Origin of the sequence: Streptococcus sp. FDAARGOS_522 (assembly GCF_003812445.1) — a bacterium.
In the GTDB taxonomy this organism is placed as follows: Bacteria; Bacillota; Bacilli; order Lactobacillales; family Streptococcaceae; genus Streptococcus; species Streptococcus agalactiae.
Genome location: NZ_CP033808.1, coordinates 1,412,105 through 1,432,696 on the forward strand (window position 1 = coordinate 1,412,105; position 20,592 = coordinate 1,432,696).

A 20,592-nucleotide genomic window follows, 5' to 3' on the forward strand; every position below is an offset into this window, starting at 1 on the left:
CTATATTTATTGTCAAATATTTTTATAGTTTTTGTCTATTTTTAGTATATTTATTTCTAAACAAATAAAACAATAACTGCCAATTGGCAGTTATTGTTTTAAATAATTATGATAAAGGTAGTTCTACACAAAATTCTGTTCCAATTTCCAACTGACTGGAGACACTAATACGTCCCTTACAAAGAACAATTATACGTTTAACTATTGCTAGTCCTAATCCATTTCCTTGTTGATTATGCGACTGATCCGCTTGGTAAAATTTATCAAATATATGCTGAACATCATATTGAGAAATTCCCCTACCTTTATCAGAAATAATAACTCTCAGATAATGATTATTAGTTTCTTCCATTCGTACACTTAAGTCTACAATATCCTCGGAATATTTTATTGCATTATCTAAAAGGTTTATCCAAACTTGCATCAGCAAGTCAGAGTTTGAGTAAACAGTATATGGTTTTGAATCCAGTTGAAAATTTATCCTTTTAGCTTGCCAACGTTCTGTTAAACTAATCATTGCTTGACGAATTTGTTCATCTACACGAACAGAGGATAGCTCCCCAATAGTCTCCTGATTATCCACGCGCGACATTTGCAACATCGTATCACATAATCTTGTTAACCTTAGGCTCTCTGTTTTAACAAGACCTAATAACTCACTTTGTGTTTCTTCATCTAATTCTGGATCTTGTAATAGTTCTACAATATTAGCTACTGCAGCAATCGGAGTCTTTAGCTCATGAGAAACATTAGTGATAAAGTCTTTTCGCATATGATCCATATGAGATAAAGAAACAATCATCTGATTAATACTTTCAGATAGCTCATCCAATTCATTATAATACTCATAGGATTTACGACGATTACTGTTTCGATAAATATGCCCTTCAAAGTCACCGTCTGCAACATTGGACACAATATGGCTAATATCTAAAATTGGTTTTGTTAAATGATAAGAACCGTACCACATACTAATACTAGCTATCACAAGGCTTAAAAAAACAACAGCGAGAGCACTAACTTGTAATACATGAGTAGTTAAGACTCCTTGAAAAAAAGTAAAAACTATTGCTGCAACTAGTAAAAGAGAAGCTAGGACTGAGAAAAGCATCGTTAACACAAACATTAATGTGAAATAAAATCTTAACGGAAACCGAAATCGCCTTAGCTTAGTCATTTTTTGCACGATACCCTACCCCTCTCACCGTCTCAATCTTAAAATCTGGTAAGTGTTCTACTTTTCGTCTAATTTTATTGATGCAAGCATCTACCACCCGCTCATCTAAATCAGTATCCATTCCCCAAATACTATCCAATAGTTCTAAACGTGTGAAAATCCTATTAGGATAGCTAAGTAAGTGGAAAAGAACCCTAAATTCTTTCTGAGGAAATATAATTTCTTGCTCAAAATATTTCAAGCTTAATTCATCTTCATTAAGACAAGTATTCCCAATAATTAGCTGATGTTGAGCTACAATATTAGCTCTCCTCAAGAGTGCCTTAATACGTAAAGCTAATTCTTGTAACTGCACAGGCTTAACCATATAATCATCTGCACCAAGGCCAAACCCTTTTGTCATATCTTCCATTTGTGATTTTGCTGTCATAACAATGATTGGAACATTATAAGCAGCTGACCTGAGTTCTTGAATTAATTGATAACCATCCATCATGGGCATCATGATATCAGTTATAATCAATTGTACTTCTTCTGTATCTAGACAATTTAGAGCTTCTTGTCCATTTGAAGCAGTGATAAATTGGTAGCCCTCTTGTGTTAATTTTGTGGTAATGATTTTTTGTTGAACAATGTTATCCTCTACAACTAATATTTTAATCATTAAATCACCTCTAGCTTATTGTAACACAAGTTAGAAGTTTTCTTTAACTAATTTCCCGTCCTTTAAACGATAAACGGTATCTACTAAATCTAGAACGCGCTCATCGTGTGTCACCATAATAGCTGCAGTATTATGTGATTTAACTTCCTGACGAATAAGTTCTGTAACTTGACGCCCACGTTCTTCATCAAGGCTAGCTGTTGGCTCATCTGCCAAGATAACCTTAGGATGATTAATAAATGCTCTAGCAATTGCTGCGCGTTGCTTTTGTCCTCCCGATAATTGGTTAGGGTATTTATGTGCACACTGCTCTATTCCTAAATCTGATAATAATTTATTAATTTCTTCCAAGCTTGTTTTCTTATCATAGTGTTTTGCAAATCGAGCCTCTTGTTGCAACTGTTCTTGGATTGTTAAATAAGGAAGCAGTTGATGACTTTGAAATATAAAACCTAGTGCTTCACGGCGCAATTGTGTTCTTTGTCTTTGAGACAAATCCGTAACGTTCTCATGATTGACATACAAACTACCTTGATCTGCGCCAAGAAGTAACCCTGCAATGGATAAAAGTGTGCTTTTACCTGAACCTGAGGGTCCCAGTATAGCTACAAACTCACCTGCAGAAACTGATAAATCTAAATTATCTAATATTGATAAAAGCTCATCTCCATCTGGATAGTGCTTTGAGATGTGTTTTAATTCTAAGATTGCTGACATTATTCTCCTCCCCCATTAATAACTTCGACTGGGTCGATTTTAGCAACTTTTACAATTGACAAAGCACTACTAATCATTGCAATGACTAAAAATACAAACGATACTAGAATAATATTTTGCCAATTAATAACAAATGGCATTTGAGCTGGTAATACATAAGAGAGAGCAACCGCCAATCCATCTCCAACAATGATACCAAACAGTGCCAATATAATGACTTGACTCAATTGAAATAGGGCAATCTCTGACATTTTTGTCCCAATAGCTTTCATGACGCTAAATTCATGACGTTTTTGAAGTGTGATGATGTAGAAAAAGACACCTAAAATACCAGCTGAAGCTACGACAAGGACCCATAAAATCATATTCAAAGTGGATTGTTCGGCACTATAACCAGGAATATGTTGAATGACATCTTTTTTACTAACAGCTTCTAATTGAGTTGGTAAATGAGATATACTTTTATCATTTTTCATAACTAATGCCTGAGGTAAGAACTGGTATTGAGGATTAATCTTTTTATTAATTTCGGTATAAATGTCTTTATCAATAAATGCCACAGGTCCGTGACCATACATACTATTATGGACAAATCCAACGACTGTTAGTGATATAGATGATGACTTATCAATCACTTTATCACCTAACTTTATCCCTTCAGCTTTTAAACTATCATTTAAAATAATAGCTTTTTTGTAACTTGTCAGTTGTTTTCCCTCAGAAAGTGTAGGTGCCATAAAAGAATCTTTATCAATAGCAAAATAAGAAATATCAATTTTCTTTTCGTGTCCTTGTCGAGTTAAACTCGAACGTTGAATATTTAAAGTGGTACTATCTTTTAAATTCAAACTGTTTAAATCTGTCTGATCTTTAGTTGTCAATACAGATGATGTAATCACTTGTTCAGCACCTTCATTCAAAATATAGGTTTGAGCTGGGTTATTTTCAATAGCAGCACTAACAGCTCTACCTAAACCGTTTGCTAAACCTGATAAAAAAACTACCATGAACATCATAACAATGATTAGCAATTCAATCAGGAGGTATTTTTTCTTATAAAAGGTTAATTCTTTCCAAGCATGTGACATGGTTTTTCTCCTTTGATCTTTTGATGTGAACATAGTATCACAGCTTTATGACTTGAATATGACCTCTAAAAATAATGATATTTTATCATTAAATTATTTAAAAAATAGCTTGACAATTTTTTAGTAAGCGATTACAATTCTAATTGCGAAACCGTTTCCACAATATAAGAAAGGAGTTTCTATGAGTACGATTAGACAAGTCGCCGAGAAAGCTGGCGTATCAACATCTACTGTCTCAAGGTATATATCCCAAAATGGTTACGTTAGTCAAAAAGCAAGTCAAAAAATCGAGCAAGCTATCCGCGAACTCCATTATGTTCCAAATTTCCTTGCACAATCTCTGAAAACCAAAAAAAATCAACTTGTTGGATTACTACTTCCCGATATTTCAAACCCTTTCTTTCCAAGACTTGCTAGAGGAGTTGAAGAATTTCTAAAAGAACAGGGTTATCGTGTCATGCTTGGCAACACAAATAACAAGAGCCATTTAGAAGAAGAGTACTTAAATGTGCTATTACAAAGTAATGCTGCAGGGATTATTACAACACACGATTTCACCAAAAATCATCCTGAAATAGATATTCCAGTTGTAGTTGTTGACCGCGTTAATCAAGAAACACAGTACGGCGTTTTCTCTGATAATAAAGAGGGAGGAAAATTAGCAGCTCAAGCTATTTGGACAGCAGGTGCTACCAATATATTACTCATTCGTGGTCCGCTAGATAAAGCTGATAACCTTAATCAAAGGTTTCAAGGAAGCCAAAATTACCTATTAAACAAAGGGGCTTGTTTTGCTATCGAAGATAGTGCCAGTTTTGATTTTGCAGAGATTCAAATTGAAGCGAAAACTTTACTTGACCACCATCCAGACATTGATAGCATTATCGCTCCATCTGATATACATGCTATTGCCTACCTACACGAGATTCTTAATCGAGGGAAGCGAATCCCTGAAGATGTACAAATTATTGGTTATGATGATATTTTAATGAGCCAATTTATCTACCCTTCGTTGTCAACTATTCACCAATCATCATATATTATGGGACAAAAAGCAGCTGAATTAATTTTCAAAATTACTAATCAATTACCTATTACCAATAAGCGTATTAAATTACCCGTTCATTATGTCGAACGTGAAACCCTAAGGAGGAAAATAGATGAGTAACATTGTCATTATCGGTAGTATTTCCATGGACTTAGTTATGGAAACCAATCGTATCGCCAAAGAGGGAGAAACCGTATTTGGCCAACGTTTTTCAATGGTTCCAGGAGGTAAAGGTGCTAATCAGGCTGTCGCTATTGGGCGTCTTAGCCAAGAGCGAGATAATATTACTATTCTTGGTGCCATTGGCGAGGATTCTTTTGGTCCCATTCTTTTGGATAATTTAAACAAAAATCATGTTACTACGGATTTTGTGGGAACGATACCATCTTCTTCAGGTGTTGCCCAAATCACTCTTTATAATAATGATAATCGAATCATTTACTGTCCTGGAGCCAACGGAAAAGTTGATACTAAAAAATGGTCTCAGGAGTGGTCAATAATTAAAGAAGCTGATTTAGTTGTATTACAAAATGAAATTCCTCATCAAGCAAATATGAAAATTGCTAATTTTTGTAAAGAACATAGTATTAAATTACTCTATAATCCTGCACCATCTAGAGAGACTGATATTGAGATGCTCGATAAGGTCGATTATTTCACACCAAATGAACACGAATGTCAAGAGCTGTTCCCAAACCAAAAACTAGAGGATATATTAGCCACATATCCTGAAAAACTAATCGTAACACTCGGCACAAAAGGAGCCATCTACTCTGATGGAAAAGAAAGTCATTTAATTCCTGCTTTAGAAACTAAAGCTGTTGATACAACTGGTGCAGGTGATACTTTTAACGGTGCATTCGGTTATGCTATCTCGAAAAAATTTAAGATTGCTAAGGCCTTACGTTTTGCAACTCTAGCTGCTCACTTATCCGTGCAAAAATTTGGTGCACAGGGTGGCATGCCTACAATTAAAGAAATGGAGGACAACCAACATTATGAAAAAGACTGGTATATTAAATAGTCATCTCGCTAAATTAGCAGACGACCTTGGGCATACTGATCGAGTTTGTATTGGAGATCTGGGTCTACCTGTTCCAAATGGCATTCCAAAGATTGATTTGTCTTTGACCTCTGGAATACCTAGTTTCCAAGAGGTACTTGATATCTATTTAGAGAATATCTTAGTTGAAAAAGTCATTTTAGCAGAAGAAATCAAGGAAGCAAATCCGGATCAATTATCAAGGTTATTAGCTAAACTTGATAACTCTGTTAGCATAGAGTACGTCAGTCACAATCATTTAAAACAAATGACCCAAGATGTCAAAGCAGTTATTCGTACAGGTGAAAATACACCGTATTCAAATATTATTCTACAATCTGGTGTTATCATCTAGAAAGGAGTTTAGTCCATGAAAATTGACATGAGGAATATCTCCAAATCCTTCGGTACTAATAAAGTTCTAGAAAAGATTGATTTGGAATTACAATCTGGTCAAATACACGCGCTTATGGGTGAAAATGGTGCGGGTAAATCAACCTTAATGAACATTCTAACAGGACTTTTTCCAGCAAGTACAGGAACTATTTATATTGATGGCGAGGAACGAACTTTTTCAAACCCTCAAGAAGCAGAGGAATTTGGTATTAGTTTTATTCACCAAGAGATGAATACTTGGCCGGAAATGACTGTCTTGGAAAATCTCTTTCTTGGACGTGAAATCAAGACAACTTTTGGCTTACTCAATCAAAAATTAATGAGACAAAAAGCACTTGAAACTTTTAAAAGATTAGGTGTGACTATTCCCCTAGACATCCCGATTGGTAACTTGTCTGTTGGACAACAACAAATGATTGAAATCGCCAAAAGTCTCCTAAACCAACTCTCTATTTTGGTAATGGATGAACCGACTGCTGCTTTAACAGATCGTGAAACTGAAAATCTTTTCCGAGTTATCCGAGGTTTGAAACAAGAAGGAGTGGGCGTTGTCTATATCTCCCATCGAATGGAGGAAATTTTTAAAATCACTGACTTCGTAACCGTCATGAGAGATGGTGTCATTGTAGATACAAAAGAAACATCACTCACAAATTCTGACGAATTGGTTAAAAAAATGGTTGGCCGAAAATTGGAAGATTACTATCCTGAAAAACATTCTGAAATTGGGCCTGTTGCTTTTGAAGTTAGTAACCTCTGTGGAGATAATTTCGAGGACGTTTCCTTTTATGTCCGTAAAGGCGAGATTCTTGGATTTTCTGGATTAATGGGAGCTGGGCGTACTGAAGTTATGCGAACTATCTTTGGAATTGATAAAAAGAAGTCTGGTAAGGTGAAAATTGATGACCAAGAAATCACTATTACTACCCCAAGCCAAGCTATCAAGCAGGGCATTGGTTTTTTGACCGAAAATAGAAAAGATGAAGGTCTCATCCTAGACTTCAATATCAAGGACAATATGACTCTCCCTAGCACTAAAGATTTTAGCAAACATGGTTTCTTTGATGAAAAAACAAGCACAACATTTGTGCAACAATTGATTAATCGTCTCTACATTAAATCAGGGAGACCAGATTTAGAGGTTGGAAATCTTTCTGGAGGTAACCAACAAAAGGTCGTTCTCGCTAAATGGATTGGTATTGCTCCTAAAGTCTTAATTCTTGATGAGCCAACGCGTGGTGTTGATGTCGGTGCTAAACGAGAGATTTACCAATTAATGAATGAACTAGCAGACAGAGGTGTTCCAATTGTCATGGTATCATCAGACTTACCTGAAATTCTAGGTGTTAGTGACCGCATCATGGTAATGCACGAAGGTCGAATCAGTGGAGAACTCAGTCGAAAAGAAGCTGACCAAGAAAAAGTTATGCAACTAGCCACAGGAGGTAAGTAAAGTGAAAAATATGATGAAATATATATCAGAGTTAACAACCCTGATTGCGTTAGCTGGTTTAATGGTTATTATCACACTCATTAATCCTAATTTCCTCACAACCAATAATCTACTCAATTTATTATTACAAGTAACTGCAAATGGTTTTATCGCTTTCGGGATGACCTTCGTTATTTTGACTGGCGGTATTGATTTATCAGTCGGGTCCATATTAGCCCTATCTAGTGCATTAACAGCTGGATTAATCGGCCACGGAGTACCCGTTGGTATTGCTATCGTTTTATCTGTTGCCTTAGGTGGCATCTTGGGAATGCTAAACGGACTCTTCATTTCTTACGGAAAATTAGCACCATTTATCGTTACACTGGCAACAATGACTATCTTTAGAGGAGCAACGCTAGTTTATTCAAACGGCAACCCAATTACCGCTGGCTTATCCGATAGTTTTCTATTCCAATTTTTGGGACAAGGCTATATTGTTGGTATCCCATTCCCAGTCATTCTCATGTTTCTTACTTTTATTATTTTGTATATTTTGTTACATAAAACAGCCTTCGGGAAATCTGTTTACGCTTTAGGAGGTAATGAAAAAGCAGCGTATATCTCGGGTATTAAGTTAAACAAAGTTAAAATTATCATCTACACTATCTCAGGTATCATGGCTTCCATTTCTGGGTTAATTATCACATCACGCCTTAGCTCAGCACAACCAACAGCTGGAGCAAGTTATGAGATGGATGCTATTGCCGCCGTTGTCTTAGGTGGAACGTCTTTATCTGGTGGGAAAGGACGTATCATTGGAACATTGATTGGTGCTCTTATTATTGGTGTCCTGAACAATGGATTAAACATCATTGGTGTCTCTGCATTTTGGCAACAAGTTGTGAAAGGTATCGTTATTTTAATGGCTGTTTTACTTGATCGCTTTAAAGTAGCAAAATAGTCTTTACTCTAATTTCTATAAGTTCATTATATTTTATCTAAAGGAGTTTCAAATGAAATTTGGAAAAAAACTTGGCTTTCTAGCCTTATTGATGTCTATTGTCCTCATTCTAGGTGCATGTGGTAAAACTGGACTTGGAAATTCTTCTGGGAATTCTACAAAAAATGTAACCAAAAAATCTGCTAAAGATTTGAAACTAGGTGTATCTATTTCAACAACTAACAATCCCTACTTTGTTGCGATGAAAGACGGTATTGACAAATATGCTAGCAATAAAAAAATAAGCATTAAGGTAGCTGATGCTCAAGATGACGCCGCACGTCAAGCAGATGATGTCCAAAACTTTATTAGTCAAAACGTAGATGCTATTTTGATTAATCCCGTTGACTCAAAAGCTATTGTAACAGCTATTAAGTCTGCAAACAACGCTAATATTCCTGTTATTCTAATGGACCGTGGTAGTGAGGGAGGCAAAGTATTAACTACTGTCGCTTCAGATAACGTTGCTGCTGGTAAGATGGCTGCGGATTATGCCGTTAAAAAACTAGGCAAAAAAGCAAAAGCCTTTGAATTATCTGGAGTACCAGGTGCCTCTGCTACTGTAGACCGTGGTAAAGGATTTCATTCAGTTGCAAAATCTAAACTTGACATCCTTTCAAGCCAATCTGCCAATTTTGACCGCGCCAAAGCTTTGAATACTACACAAAATATGATTCAAGGACATAAAGATGTCCAAATTATTTTCGCACAAAATGATGAAATGGCACTTGGGGCTGCACAGGCTGTCAAATCTGCTGGCTTGCAAAATGTTCTTATCGTAGGAATTGATGGTCAGCCAGATGCCCATGATGCCATTAAAAAAGGAGATATTTCAGCCACTATTGCACAACAACCAGCTAAGATGGGAGAAATAGCAATTCAAGCAGCAATTGATTATTATAAAGGCAAAAAAGTAGAGAAAGAAACAATTTCTCCAATTTACCTTGTTACCAAAGACAATGTTGAAAAATACAATTGGTAAAAGTACACAAAAAGTCGTGAAAATTCACGACTTTTTATATTATAATTTTGCTAACATATTATCGATATGTTGAACTGATTTTTCTTTACCTAATAAATAAATAGTATCTGGTAACTCTGGTCCATGCATTTCACCAGAAACCGCAATACGAATAGGCATAAATAGGTTCTTACCTTTAATACCTGTTTCTTTTTGAACAGCCTTAATTTGAGGGAAAATAGTATCTCTAGTGAATTCTTCGTCAGAAAGCGATACTAACTTTTCCTTAAAAGCAGATAAGACTGTTGGGACTGTTTCAGCTGCCATTACTTCTTTTTCGGCTTCTGTTAGTTCTGGAAAATCTGCAAAGAAAAGGTCTGTTAATGGTACAATCTCATCAGCTGATTTTAATTGAGGTTGATAAAGCTCAACTAATTTTTCAGCTTTGTCTGTAAGTCGACCAGCTTCTTCTAAGAATGGTTTGCAAAGTGCAAAAACACTCTCAAAATCAGCATTTTTTAGGTAATCATTACTCATCCAATCCATTTTCTTCTGATCGAATGCTGCTGGTGATTTGCTAAGACGATTTTCATCAAATAGATTAATTAATTGCTCGCGTGAGAAGATTTCTTCTTCTCCACCAGGATTCCAGCCAAGAAGGGCAATGAAATTAAAGACAGCTTCCGACATATAACCTTTTTTACGATAGTCTTCGATAAATTGAAGAGTATTGGTGTCGCGTTTTGATAATTTCTTACCAGTCTCTGAGTTTATAATCAATGTCATGTGACCAAATTGTGGCGCTTCCCAACCGAGTGCTTCATAAACCATTAATTGTTTTGGCGTATTTGCAATATGGTCATCGCCACGGATAACATGCGAAATTTGCATGTCATGATCATCAATGACTACTGCGAAATTGTAAGTTGGATAACCATCTTTCTTCTGAATAACCCAGTCTCCGCCGATATTAGAGCCTTCAAACTCAATGTCACCTTTTACCATATCAGTCCATTTATAAATCCCAGATTCATTAACAGCAAGGCGTACTGTCGGAATGATGCCTGCTGCTTCACGCTCTGCAATGTAAGCTTCTTTTTCAGTTTCTGACATTCCGATAAATTCGTTGATATAGCGAGGTGTTTCGCCTGCCAATTCTTGGCGTTCACGCTCTGCTGCTAATTCTTCCTCAGTCACATAGGACTTGTAGGCTTTACCTTCTGCTAACAACTGATCAATATAACGTTGGTAGAGCTCAAGGCGTTCTGATTGACGATAATTTTCATGTGTTTCAGGACTTTCATCCCAGTCCATACCTAGCCAACGTAAGTTCTCCAATTGAGAGCGTTCACCATCTTCGACGTGGCGTTTTCGGTCAGTATCTTCAATACGAATAACAAAATCCCCACCATGATGGCGAGCATAAAGGTAGTTAAAGAGCGCAGTACGCGCATTTCCGATGTGTAACAATCCTGTTGGACTTGGTGCATAACGCACACGAATCTTATTAGCCAAAATTCTACTCCTATATTTTCTGATAGTAAACTTTTTCAGTTTAACTGAATTAGTCAAGGGGGCAAAACATCATTCAAACTCTTACAGATGATTGCCAATCAACCCTATTATACCACTAAATCACTAAAAATGATAATCAGTAATAATAGCCACACTAATTTTCGATAAAAAAAGTAAAGCAAAATTGCCTTACTTTTTAAAAATATTCTTAAAAGTTAAACAAATCATTAAAATTCTCTACCATTGTTGGGTGAGTGAAAATTTGTTTTTGGAAATAAGTATATGGGATTTTATTATCCATTGCCATTGTGATGATATTAATTAATTCATGGGATTCTGCACCAAATAAGCGAGCTCCCAAAATAAGATTTGTCTCAGTATCTACCACAACTTTAAAAATACCTCTAAGGTCATTATTAACATGTGCACGTGGCATGGCAGAAACAAGAAGGCTATTAGATTTAACTTGATATCCTTTTTCCTTAGCGGTCTTTTCATCTAGACCTACCGTTGCTAAAGGAGGATTTGTAAAGGTTGAAGTCGGTACTGCTCCTCGATTTTTTAGAGAATAATCCTTATCACCATTCAAATAATTTAAGACAATACGTGAGTCATCTAAAGAAATATATGTGAATTGAGGGCCGCCATTAACATCACCAACTGCAAAAATATTCTCAACAGAAGTTTGGCAATATTCATCAACAGCAATAGCTCCACGTTCTGTCAATTTAATATCTGTATTTTCAAGTGCTAAACCTTCTGTATTTGGCTTACGTCCTGTTGCATATAATACTGCATCAAAGCTTAATTTTTCATCCTCAAAGCTAATAACAACGTCTTCATCTTCATTTTGCACAGATTTGATATCGGCTGATAATTTAAAAGATATCCCCATCTCTTCTAAATAATCTTGAGCCATCTCTGATAATTCCTCTTCCTCACGCGCAAAGATACGGGATTGACTATCAATAACTGTCACTTTGCTCCCTAATTCGGAATATAAAGTCGCAAATTCAAGCCCAATATTACCGCCTCCAATGATACCTAACCGTTTAGGAAGATGAGCCAATTCTTGGATTGCCGTTGAATCATAAACATGTTGAGAATCAGCTAATCCTGGGATTGGTAATTGTACTGACTTAGCACCAGTATTGATAATAATAACATCAGCTGTAAGTTCTTGTTTGTCAGCTCCTCCTGTTAATTCGACCACTTTATTTGATATAAAGCGGGCTTTAGCATTATAAACATCCACAGTGTCTTTATTATCCAACATAGCAAAGTTTTTAGCACGTAAACGACTTGTAACTTCATTTCTAGTAGTCATAGCTTCTTGAAAATCATGATTTTTGCTAGCTGATACTAAAAGCGTTTTTGTCGGAATACATCCAATGTTGATACATGTTCCCCCGTACATTTTATCGTCTTCTTCGACCATTGCAACGCTTTTACCTTGTGTTGCTAATTTTGCTGCTAATGTTTTACCTGCTTTACCAAAACCAAGAACAATGACATCATATTTTTTCATTTTAAATTTCCTCCGCTTTTATAGTATAGTTTCAGTATAGCAAAAGATGTTTCCTCTGTCTGAATTCCAGCATAAGGCATGATAAGCCTAACTGTTGCCTTTAAATCTAGTTTTCTAAAATTAAAAAACCCATCGCTAAGGACAGGATTTTTTCTATTTAACTTCCACCATACGACCAGTATCTACATCATAAATAGCACCAGAAATAACAACATCATCTGGGATTAATGGAGAAGCATGTAATTTTGCCACATCTTCACGAACGCTTTCTTCAATATCATTAAAAGGAAGAAAATCATGTCCATGCATATCAACACCCAAATCTCTCTGTAATTGAGCAGCAAAAGCTTCGTTAGTAAACGTCTGTGCTCCACAATCTGTATGGTGTAGAACAACGATTTCTCGTGTTCCTAATTGTTGTTGCGAAATAACTAAAGAACGTAGAACATCGTCTGTAACTCGTCCACCAGCATTACGTAAAATATGAGCATCTCCTAAAGCTAGCCCTAGAGCTTGAGCAACGTGTAAACGAGAATCCATACAGGTTACAATAGCAACCTTTGTCTTTGGCTTGATAGGTAGATGAGCTGTTCCATGTAAGTCAGCATAGGCTTGATTGGTTTTTAAAAAGTTATCAAAATAAGTGGTCATAGAGATCTCCTTTGTTAGTGTAACATCATTCGATATTTACTAAATACCAACCCTTTTATATTATCATTTTGCCCATTATTTTTCACGAAATGTTTCTCGCCACCAAAAAAGATTCGGCTGAACCGAATCTAATCATTATGTTGAAAACACTGCTTTTAAGACCTGACTAACAGTTGTCACACCAATAACATCAATGCCTTTAGGTATTTCAATCCCAGCTAGAGAATTCTTTGGTGCGTAAATTTTAGTAAAGCCCAATTTACTAGCCTCATTAATACGTTGCTCAATACGTGTCACGCGACGAATCTCACCAGTGAGTCCAATTTCTCCAATAAATGATTCTTGTGGATTTGTGGGTTTTTCTTTGTAACTGGAAGCAATAGCTACAGCAACAGCTAAATCAATTGCTGGTTCATCCAATTTAACACCACCCGCTGATTTTAAATAGGCATCTTGATTTTGAAGCAATAAACCACAACGTTTTTCTAGAACTGCCATAATAAGACTGACACGATTAAAGTCAAGACCTGTTGTTGTACGCTTAGCATTTCCAAAAACAGTCGGAGTCACTAAAGCTTGAACCTCTGCTAAAATAGGCCTTGTTCCTTCCATAGTAACAACAATAGCAGATCCTGTTGCACCGTCTAAACGTTCTTCAAGAAAAACTTGACTTGGATTCAAAACTTCAACTAGACCACCCGACTGCATTTCAAAGATACCTATTTCATTGGTCGAACCAAAACGGTTTTTGACTGCCCGTAAAATACGGAACGTGTGATGACGCTCCCCTTCAAAATAAAGAACCGTATCCACCATATGTTCTAGCATTCGAGGGCCTGCTAATGTTCCCTCCTTAGTCACATGACCTACAATAAAAGTAGCAATATTATTAGTTTTAGCTAACTGCATCAATTCAGCGGTCACTTCGCGAACTTGGCTAACAGAGCCTTGGACACTTGATACTTCGGGACTCATAATAGTTTGTATAGAATCAATAATAAGAAAATCTGGTTTAATCTTCTCAATCTCCGACCGAATACTTTGCATATTAGTCTCGGCATAAAGGTAAAATTCATTATCGATATCGCCTAGACGCTCACTTCGTAACTTAATCTGTTCTGCAGATTCCTCACCTGAGACATATAATACTGTACCTTTATTAGCTAGCTGAGTTGATACTTGTAGTAATAAAGTAGATTTACCTATCCCAGGGTCTCCTCCAATCAGAACCAAACTTCCTGGTACAACACCGCCTCCTAGAACACGGTTAAATTCATCCATATCAGTCTTAGTTCTAGAATAGTTAATTGAGGAAACATCTTTTAACTTCGTCGGTCGGGACTTTTCACCGTTCAAACTAACTCGTGCATTTTTAACTTCTTGAACTTCAACCTCTTCTACAAATGAAGACCAGGCTGAGCAATTTGGACAACGTCCCAAATACTTAGGTGATTGGTAACCACACTCTTGACAGGTGAAGACTGATTTTTTCTTAGCCACTCAGGCCTCCTTTATAACTTCTAAATTAATATGATAGCTTGGTACCAAATAACTAGTACACTCATTATATCACACCAAGTTAGAGAAAATATAAGTTTACTCTCATCAAAAAAGGCTAAGAAGTAAGTCTAGCCTTTTCTAACATTATTCGTAAAATAATTTTATTTTCCAGTACTACCAAAACCACCTGTACGCATTCCTGTAGCCTGATCGTCATCTGCCAATAAGAATGGGGCAAAAACAGCCTGAACAATCCGTTCCCCTTCTTCTAAAATAACAGCCTGATCAGTAATATTTTGCATCTGTGCAAAAATATGTCCTTCATTGACTTGGTTATTATAGTAGTCACCATCAATAACACCAACTGAATTTATTAGGACAATCCCTTTTTTACGTGGATTCGATGAACGATCATAAAGGTACAGGACCTCCCCTGGTTGCATGTATGCTTTAATACCGGTCGGGACCAATGTAATTTCACCAGGTTCAATAACCGTTTTTTTAGCTACTTTTAAATCATAGCCAGCTGCGTGAGCTGTTTCTCGTTTTGGTAATAACTCTTTATTGCTAAATTGGCTAACTAATTCAAAGCCACGTACTTTTGACATGTGATACTCCATCTTTATCTTAAATATGCAAAAAGTCGAGTTCCAAATGAACTCGACTAGTCTGCGGAGAGAGGGACTTGAACCCTCACGACCAAAAGCGGTCACAAGATCCTTAGTCTTGCGCGTCTGCCAATTCCGCCATCCCCGCTTAACAACATAATAAATTATATCAACTTATCATATTGTTGTCAATATTATTTTTCATATTTTTTCCAAAAACTAGAGATACGTTTCTCATATTTTTCTGGCTCTGTTTCAAAAGATTTCGCATGTTTTGCCCCTTTTACAATATAAAGCTCTTTCTTACCTGCTGTAGCTTTATAGTTGTCATAAACCATACTTGTTGGAACAAAATTATCCTTATCACCATGAATAAAGAGGGCTGGTAAATTATTCTTTTTCAATTGTTCGACACTACTTGCTTGTCCATACGAAAAACCTGCTCTGATTTTAGAAATTGTTGAAACTTCATATAAGAGTGGGAAGGCTGGTAAACCATACATCTCTTTAGCCTGAAATTTTAATTCATCCCAAACACTAGAATAACCGCAATCTTCAATGATATTAACAACCTGACTAGGTAATTTTTCACCACTAGCCATCATGACTGTTGCTCCACCCATTGAAACACCAAATAAAGTAATTTGGCTTGATGGATTCTTATCAACTATCATTTCTGTCCATTTGATAATGTTCTCGCGGTCGTTCCAGCCATAGCCTATCAACTGCCCATGACTTTCACCATGTGCAATATTGTCAGGCATAAGAACATTGTATCCTAACTTATGAAACAGCCAACCATATGCCTTCATATTCTCTTTGCTATTCGCAAAACCATGAACGACAACAGCTGTCTTATGAGTTTTCTTAACAGCAGGAACATACCAAGCAACTTGCTTTATATTTTGGTTTGTCATTTCTATTTTTTGCTTTAATAGCTTATCAAAGGATTTATCATAAGCATATAAAGAGTTTCCAGGCTTACGTTGACCATTTGAAATAAAGGATTTATCATCTCGAACTTGGGCAACGTGGAAAAAATAAAAACTAGCTGCTACACTAATTAAAAACAAAATAACAACAATCATTTTAATAAACTTTGATAATCGAATCTTTTTCATGCAACCTATTATACCTTATTTTTAGAAAAAGAAAAGAGCTAATGATACTTTGATAGTGAAACTATCTAAAAAAATAAAATCGCCTCCTAATACTGGGAGGCGATAAAGTTATTTCATATTTTCAACTGCTGCGGTTACAAAAGCTGTGTAAAGCTCTTCAGCATGGTTAGGACGTGATTGTAATTCTGGATGGTATTGTGCTGCAACAAAGAATTTTTTCTCTGGTAACTCAACAACTTCCATCAAACGATTATCCGGTGATACCCCTGAGAAGACAAATCCAGCAGCCTCAAATTGCTCACGGAATTTTGTATTAAATTCATAACGGTGACGGTGACGACGTTGGACAACTTCTTGATTATTATAAGCTGCCGCAGCTCTTGAACCTGATTTCAATTTACATGGATATAGACCAAGGCGAAGTGTACCACCCATATCTTCAATATCGATTTGATCACGCATGATATCAATGATTGGGAACGGTGTTTTAGGGTCAAGCTCTGCTGAATTAGCTCCATGAAGGTTTAAAACATTACGCGCAAATTCGACACAAGTTAGCTGCATTCCGAGACAAACACCAAGCATTGGAACATCATTTTCACGTGCATAGCGAATTGCTTCAATTTTACCCTCACTACCTCTTTGGCCAAATCCACCAGGAACGATGATACCATCTGCATCTCCGACAAGTTCTTTAATATTATCTTCTGTCACTTCAGCAGCATTTACCCATTTTAGATCAATAGCAACATCGTTGACGTACCCTGAGTGCTTAAGGGCTTCCACAACTGAAAGGTAGGCATCAGGTAATTCAACATATTTACCAACCAATGCAATTTTAACTTTTTTCTCAAGGTTCATTACTTTATCAACCATTGCTGACCATTCTGTCATATCAGCAGCAGGTGTCTCAAGCTTCAAGTGATCACAAACAATTTGATCCATATTTTGAGCTTGCATGTTAAGTGGAATTTGATAAATATGGTCAACGTCAAGGGACTCTATAACAGCCTCTGGTGCAACATCACAAAATTGTGCCAATTTATTCTTAATACTTTGACCTGCTGGTTGCTCTGTACGGATAACAAGCATATTAGGTTGGATACCTAGGCCACGTAACTCTTTAACAGAATGTTGAGTCGGTTTTGTTTTCATTTCGCCGGCAGCCTTTAGGTATGGTAATAACGTTGTATGAATGTACATAACATTATCAGAACCAACATCTGCCTTCATTTGACGAAGTGCTTCTAAAAACGGAAGGCTCTCAATATCTCCAACAGTACCGCCAACTTCAGTAATAATAACATCTGAATCTGTAGTTGTCGCAGCACGTTTAATTTTTTCTTTCAAAGCATCTGTAACGTGTGGGATAACTTGAACAGTTGCACCAAGGTATTCTCCACGGCGTTCTTTTTTAAGAACTTCACTATAAATCTTACCCGTTGTAACATTTGAATATTTGTTTAAGTTAATATCAATAAAACGCTCGTAGTGTCCAAGGTCAAGGTCAGTTTCTGCACCATCATCTGTAACATAAACTTCTCCATGTTGATAAGGGCTCATTGTCCCTGGGTCAATATTAATATATGGATCAAATTTTTGAATTGTCACCTTTAGCCCACGGTTTTTTAGTAAGCGCCCAAGACTTGCTGCAACAATCCCCTTACCAATAGAAGAGACCACACCACCTGTAACAAAAATATACTTTGTCATTAAAAACTCCTTAAATTAAATGTTAATCTAACAGTTAGTTTACGGGTAAAACCCAAAACACATGATTGATAAATAATACCAGCTTCTCTAGTCAAAACTAGTAGAAACTATCTGATCAAGGGCCTACTCAGAAAACTATCTGGAACCATTCTGTATCTTTCCCAAAAACCAAATAGCCCCCTATCACTAGGGAGCTTTATCTGACCTCATAAGAGGTGCCCGAATAATAGTTTAAACTATATCTGACTATTTGTCAAATACAAAATCCCCGTCTAAACCTCTTCTTCCTCTTCTTCCTCTTCATCGTCTTCTTCGTTGATTTCTACATCCTCATCTAAATCTTCATCAGGAATGATTTCATTAATCTCAGAATCATACGATTCTACCTCTGATTTTTCATCGTCAGGGTTTTCTTCATCATATTCTAAACTTGGTGTTTCTTCTGTGAAATCTTCATCTTCTGGATCATCATCATTGTAATCAATAGCATCTTCATCACCATCCATGAAAGCATTGACACGTTTCTTCTTACGTTTTGGAGCGCCATCTTCATCTTCTTCAAGAGTGATGATTTCCTCGTCAATTTCATCGATAGCATACCATGAACGAAGTCCCCATTTGTTTTCGCCAAGTGGAATAAAACTTCCGTCTGTATTCAAATCTGAATAGAAAAATGGCAATGACTCACGGATTGCTGAGTCAGATTTTCCAAGGTAGGTTTGAATATCATTTACCAAATCGCTGAAGTACATTTCGTTATCACGACCACGTTGCTCTAAAATAGCGCGAGCAACTTCAATCATCGAAAGTTCACTTTTTTCTTGCCCAGCAAATACTTCTAATTCCAAAGTTATTCTCCTTAATTGTGTAAGACTATCATTTTGTTTAGCAATATTCTTTATAGATAGAAAATAGATAAGTCATATTTTCAAATTTTCGCTATTTACTATTTTACGCTATTTTTAGCTATTCGTCAAAAGAATAATCACAAATAAAAAGACTGGGAAGCCCAATCTTTTCAAAATTTAATAAGCAATTATTTTACAGTAGCTGAGCTAGTGATAACGTCAACCGCTTTTTTCATTGCAATATCATGTTTAAGCATATCTGCTGAAAGTAGACCGCGTACTTGGTCAGCTTCCATATTGTATTCTGAAGCAAGATCTGTGATTTCTTTTTCGATTTCTTCATCTGTTGCTTCAAAGCCTTCTGCAGCTGCAATTGCTTCGATAACAAGGTTAGTTTTAACGCGTTTGTCAGCATCTGCTTGGTATTGCTTATGAAGGTCTTCTTCAGTTGTACCTGTTAATTGGAAGTACATTTCTGGTGAAATTCCTTGACGTTGCATATTACCCATGAACTCATTCATAGCACGATGTACTTCATCATGGACCATTTCTTCTGGTAATTCAACAATTTCTGCATTGGCAACAGCTAATTCGATTGCTGCACCTTCAACTGCATCATCAAATGCAATTTCTTTTGCTGATTCTAGCTCTTTGCGATATTTCGCTTTCAACTCATCAAGTGTTTCAACTTCATCATCAATATCTTTTGCAAGTTCATCATCAAGTGCTGGAACTTCTTTAGTTTTTACTTCATGAATTGTTGTAACAAATTTAGCATCTTTACCAGCAAGATCTTCTGCTTGATAATCTTCTGGGAATGTTACATTAACGTCTACAGTTTGACCAGCTTTAGAACCTACTAATTGTTCTTCAAATCCTGGGATAAATTGACCTGAACCAAGTTCAAGTGAGAAGTTATCTCCTTTACCACCATCAAATTCAACACCATCAACTGAACCTACAAAGTCAATAACAACTGTATCACCTTGTGCTGCTTCACCATCTTTAACAGTCAATTCTGCAAGGTTGTTACGCTCACGTTCAACTTTAGCATCAACTTCTTCATCTGAAACTTCTTTTGAAGCATCAACTTCTACTGAAAGGTCTTTGTAATCTCCAAGTTTAACTTCTGGTTTTGTAACAACTTCAGCTGTCAACTTCCAATCTTGACCTTTTTCCATTGATACAACATCAATTTTTGGTTGAGCAACAACGTCTAAACCAAGTTCTGCAACAGCTGCTTCGTAAGCCTTTGGCAACACTAAATTCAATGCATTTTCGTAGAGTGCTTCTTCACCAAATTTTTGGTTGAAAACTGTACGAGGCATATGTCCTTTACGGAATCCTGGAACGTTCAAATCTTTTTTTACTTTGTTGAATGCTTGATCAAGAGCTGGCTTGATCTCATCTTGACTAATTGTAAATGTGATAATACCACGGTTTGTAGCTTTATTTTCAAATGATGTAGACATTAAGTCATTTCTCCTTAAAATTATTTAGATACAGTTTAGTTTACCATAATTTAAAACGTTTTACAAAGTTTTTATGCAAAAAAGAAGCTTTAAACTGCTTAACGATAA

19 protein-coding genes and 1 tRNA gene are annotated in these 20,592 nt (G+C 36.3%); 6 read left to right on the forward strand and 14 right to left on the reverse strand.

Features of this window, described 5'->3' with window-relative positions; genetic code table 11:
* Positions 1-106 precede the first annotated feature (106 nt).
* Genes EGX70_RS07195 through EGX70_RS07210 form a run of 4 tightly spaced genes read right to left on the reverse strand, consistent with a single transcriptional unit; the run spans position 107 to position 3,646 of the window.
* Positions 107-1,186 carry a cell wall metabolism sensor histidine kinase WalK gene (locus EGX70_RS07195; protein ID WP_001874772.1) on the reverse strand — a complete coding sequence of 360 codons (1,080 nt, stop codon included), beginning with the start codon at positions 1,184-1,186 and terminating at the stop codon, positions 107-109.
* Entirely contained in the window at positions 1,170-1,841 is a 672-nt protein-coding gene (locus EGX70_RS07200) for a response regulator transcription factor (protein ID WP_000590686.1), read from the reverse strand. The genes EGX70_RS07195 and EGX70_RS07200 overlap by 17 nt, the downstream gene beginning before the upstream one ends.
* 30 nt (positions 1,842-1,871) lie before the next feature.
* Positions 1,872-2,558 carry an ABC transporter ATP-binding protein gene (locus EGX70_RS07205; protein WP_001274148.1) on the reverse strand — a complete coding sequence of 229 codons (687 nt, stop codon included), beginning with the start codon at positions 2,556-2,558 and terminating at the stop codon, positions 1,872-1,874.
* Entirely contained in the window at positions 2,558-3,646 is a 1,089-nt protein-coding gene (locus EGX70_RS07210; RefSeq protein ID WP_000017575.1) for an ABC transporter permease, read from the reverse strand. Before EGX70_RS07210 ends, EGX70_RS07205 begins: the two co-directional genes overlap by 1 nt.
* Before the next feature lie 181 nt (positions 3,647-3,827).
* On the opposite strand from EGX70_RS07210, the gene EGX70_RS07220 reads away from it, so the two are divergent.
* From EGX70_RS07220 to EGX70_RS07245, 6 genes are read left to right on the forward strand one after another with little or no spacing between them, the layout of a single operon-like run.
* The gene (locus EGX70_RS07220; RefSeq protein ID WP_000104359.1) at positions 3,828-4,814 is read left to right on the forward strand and encodes a LacI family DNA-binding transcriptional regulator; all 987 of its coding nucleotides are present in this window, start codon (positions 3,828-3,830) and stop codon (positions 4,812-4,814) included.
* Positions 4,807-5,718, forward strand: coding sequence for a ribokinase (gene rbsK, locus EGX70_RS07225; RefSeq protein WP_000065863.1), 912 nt, complete (start codon positions 4,807-4,809; stop codon positions 5,716-5,718). The genes EGX70_RS07220 and rbsK overlap by 8 nt, the downstream gene beginning before the upstream one ends.
* Positions 5,693-6,091, forward strand: a complete 399-nt coding sequence (gene rbsD / locus EGX70_RS07230) for a D-ribose pyranase (protein WP_000750743.1) — start codon at positions 5,693-5,695, stop codon at positions 6,089-6,091. Before rbsK ends, rbsD begins: the two co-directional genes overlap by 26 nt.
* 15 nt (positions 6,092-6,106) lie before the next feature.
* A complete protein-coding gene (locus EGX70_RS07235) occupies positions 6,107-7,585 on the forward strand; it encodes a sugar ABC transporter ATP-binding protein (protein WP_000687230.1) in 1,479 nt (492 codons plus the stop codon).
* A gap of 1 nt (position 7,586) precedes the next feature.
* Positions 7,587-8,528: a ribose ABC transporter permease gene (rbsC, locus tag EGX70_RS07240; protein WP_000794185.1), complete on the forward strand. Its 942-nt coding sequence runs from the start codon at positions 7,587-7,589 to the stop codon at positions 8,526-8,528.
* Positions 8,529-8,580: 52 nt separating this feature from the next.
* On the forward strand, positions 8,581-9,549 hold the full coding sequence (locus tag EGX70_RS07245; RefSeq protein ID WP_000668256.1) for a substrate-binding domain-containing protein: 969 nt from the start codon (positions 8,581-8,583) through the stop codon (positions 9,547-9,549).
* Positions 9,550-9,588: 39 nt separating this feature from the next.
* On the opposite strand, the gene gltX is transcribed toward EGX70_RS07245, so the two are convergent.
* From gltX to tig, 10 genes are all read right to left on the reverse strand, one after another.
* Entirely contained in the window at positions 9,589-11,043 is a 1,455-nt protein-coding gene (gene gltX / locus EGX70_RS07250) for a glutamate--tRNA ligase (protein ID WP_001284500.1), read from the reverse strand.
* A 208-nt stretch (positions 11,044-11,251) separates the two neighbouring features.
* On the reverse strand, positions 11,252-12,571 hold the full coding sequence (locus EGX70_RS07255; protein ID WP_000759708.1) for an FAD-containing oxidoreductase: 1,320 nt from the start codon (positions 12,569-12,571) through the stop codon (positions 11,252-11,254).
* A 153-nt stretch (positions 12,572-12,724) separates the two neighbouring features.
* Positions 12,725-13,222: a carbonic anhydrase gene (locus EGX70_RS07260; protein ID WP_000214742.1), complete on the reverse strand. Its 498-nt coding sequence runs from the start codon at positions 13,220-13,222 to the stop codon at positions 12,725-12,727.
* Positions 13,223-13,357: 135 nt separating this feature from the next.
* Entirely contained in the window at positions 13,358-14,722 is a 1,365-nt protein-coding gene (radA, locus tag EGX70_RS07265; RefSeq protein ID WP_001085195.1) for a DNA repair protein RadA, read from the reverse strand.
* 161 nt (positions 14,723-14,883) lie between these two features.
* The gene (locus EGX70_RS07270; protein ID WP_000049186.1) at positions 14,884-15,330 is read right to left on the reverse strand and encodes a dUTP diphosphatase; all 447 of its coding nucleotides are present in this window, start codon (positions 15,328-15,330) and stop codon (positions 14,884-14,886) included.
* 62 nt (positions 15,331-15,392) lie between these two features.
* A tRNA-Leu gene (locus EGX70_RS07275) sits at positions 15,393-15,478 on the reverse strand.
* A gap of 46 nt (positions 15,479-15,524) precedes the next feature.
* A complete protein-coding gene (locus EGX70_RS07280; protein ID WP_123948051.1) occupies positions 15,525-16,451 on the reverse strand; it encodes an alpha/beta hydrolase in 927 nt (308 codons plus the stop codon).
* Positions 16,452-16,559: 108 nt separating this feature from the next.
* Positions 16,560-18,164 carry a CTP synthase gene (locus EGX70_RS07285; protein WP_000170435.1) on the reverse strand — a complete coding sequence of 535 codons (1,605 nt, stop codon included), beginning with the start codon at positions 18,162-18,164 and terminating at the stop codon, positions 16,560-16,562.
* 272 nt (positions 18,165-18,436) lie between these two features.
* Positions 18,437-19,012 carry a DNA-directed RNA polymerase subunit delta gene (gene rpoE / locus EGX70_RS07290; RefSeq protein ID WP_000418426.1) on the reverse strand — a complete coding sequence of 192 codons (576 nt, stop codon included), beginning with the start codon at positions 19,010-19,012 and terminating at the stop codon, positions 18,437-18,439.
* A gap of 188 nt (positions 19,013-19,200) precedes the next feature.
* Positions 19,201-20,484, reverse strand: coding sequence for a trigger factor (gene tig / locus EGX70_RS07295; protein WP_000107750.1), 1,284 nt, complete (start codon positions 20,482-20,484; stop codon positions 19,201-19,203).
* Positions 20,485-20,592: the final 108 nt, after the last annotated feature.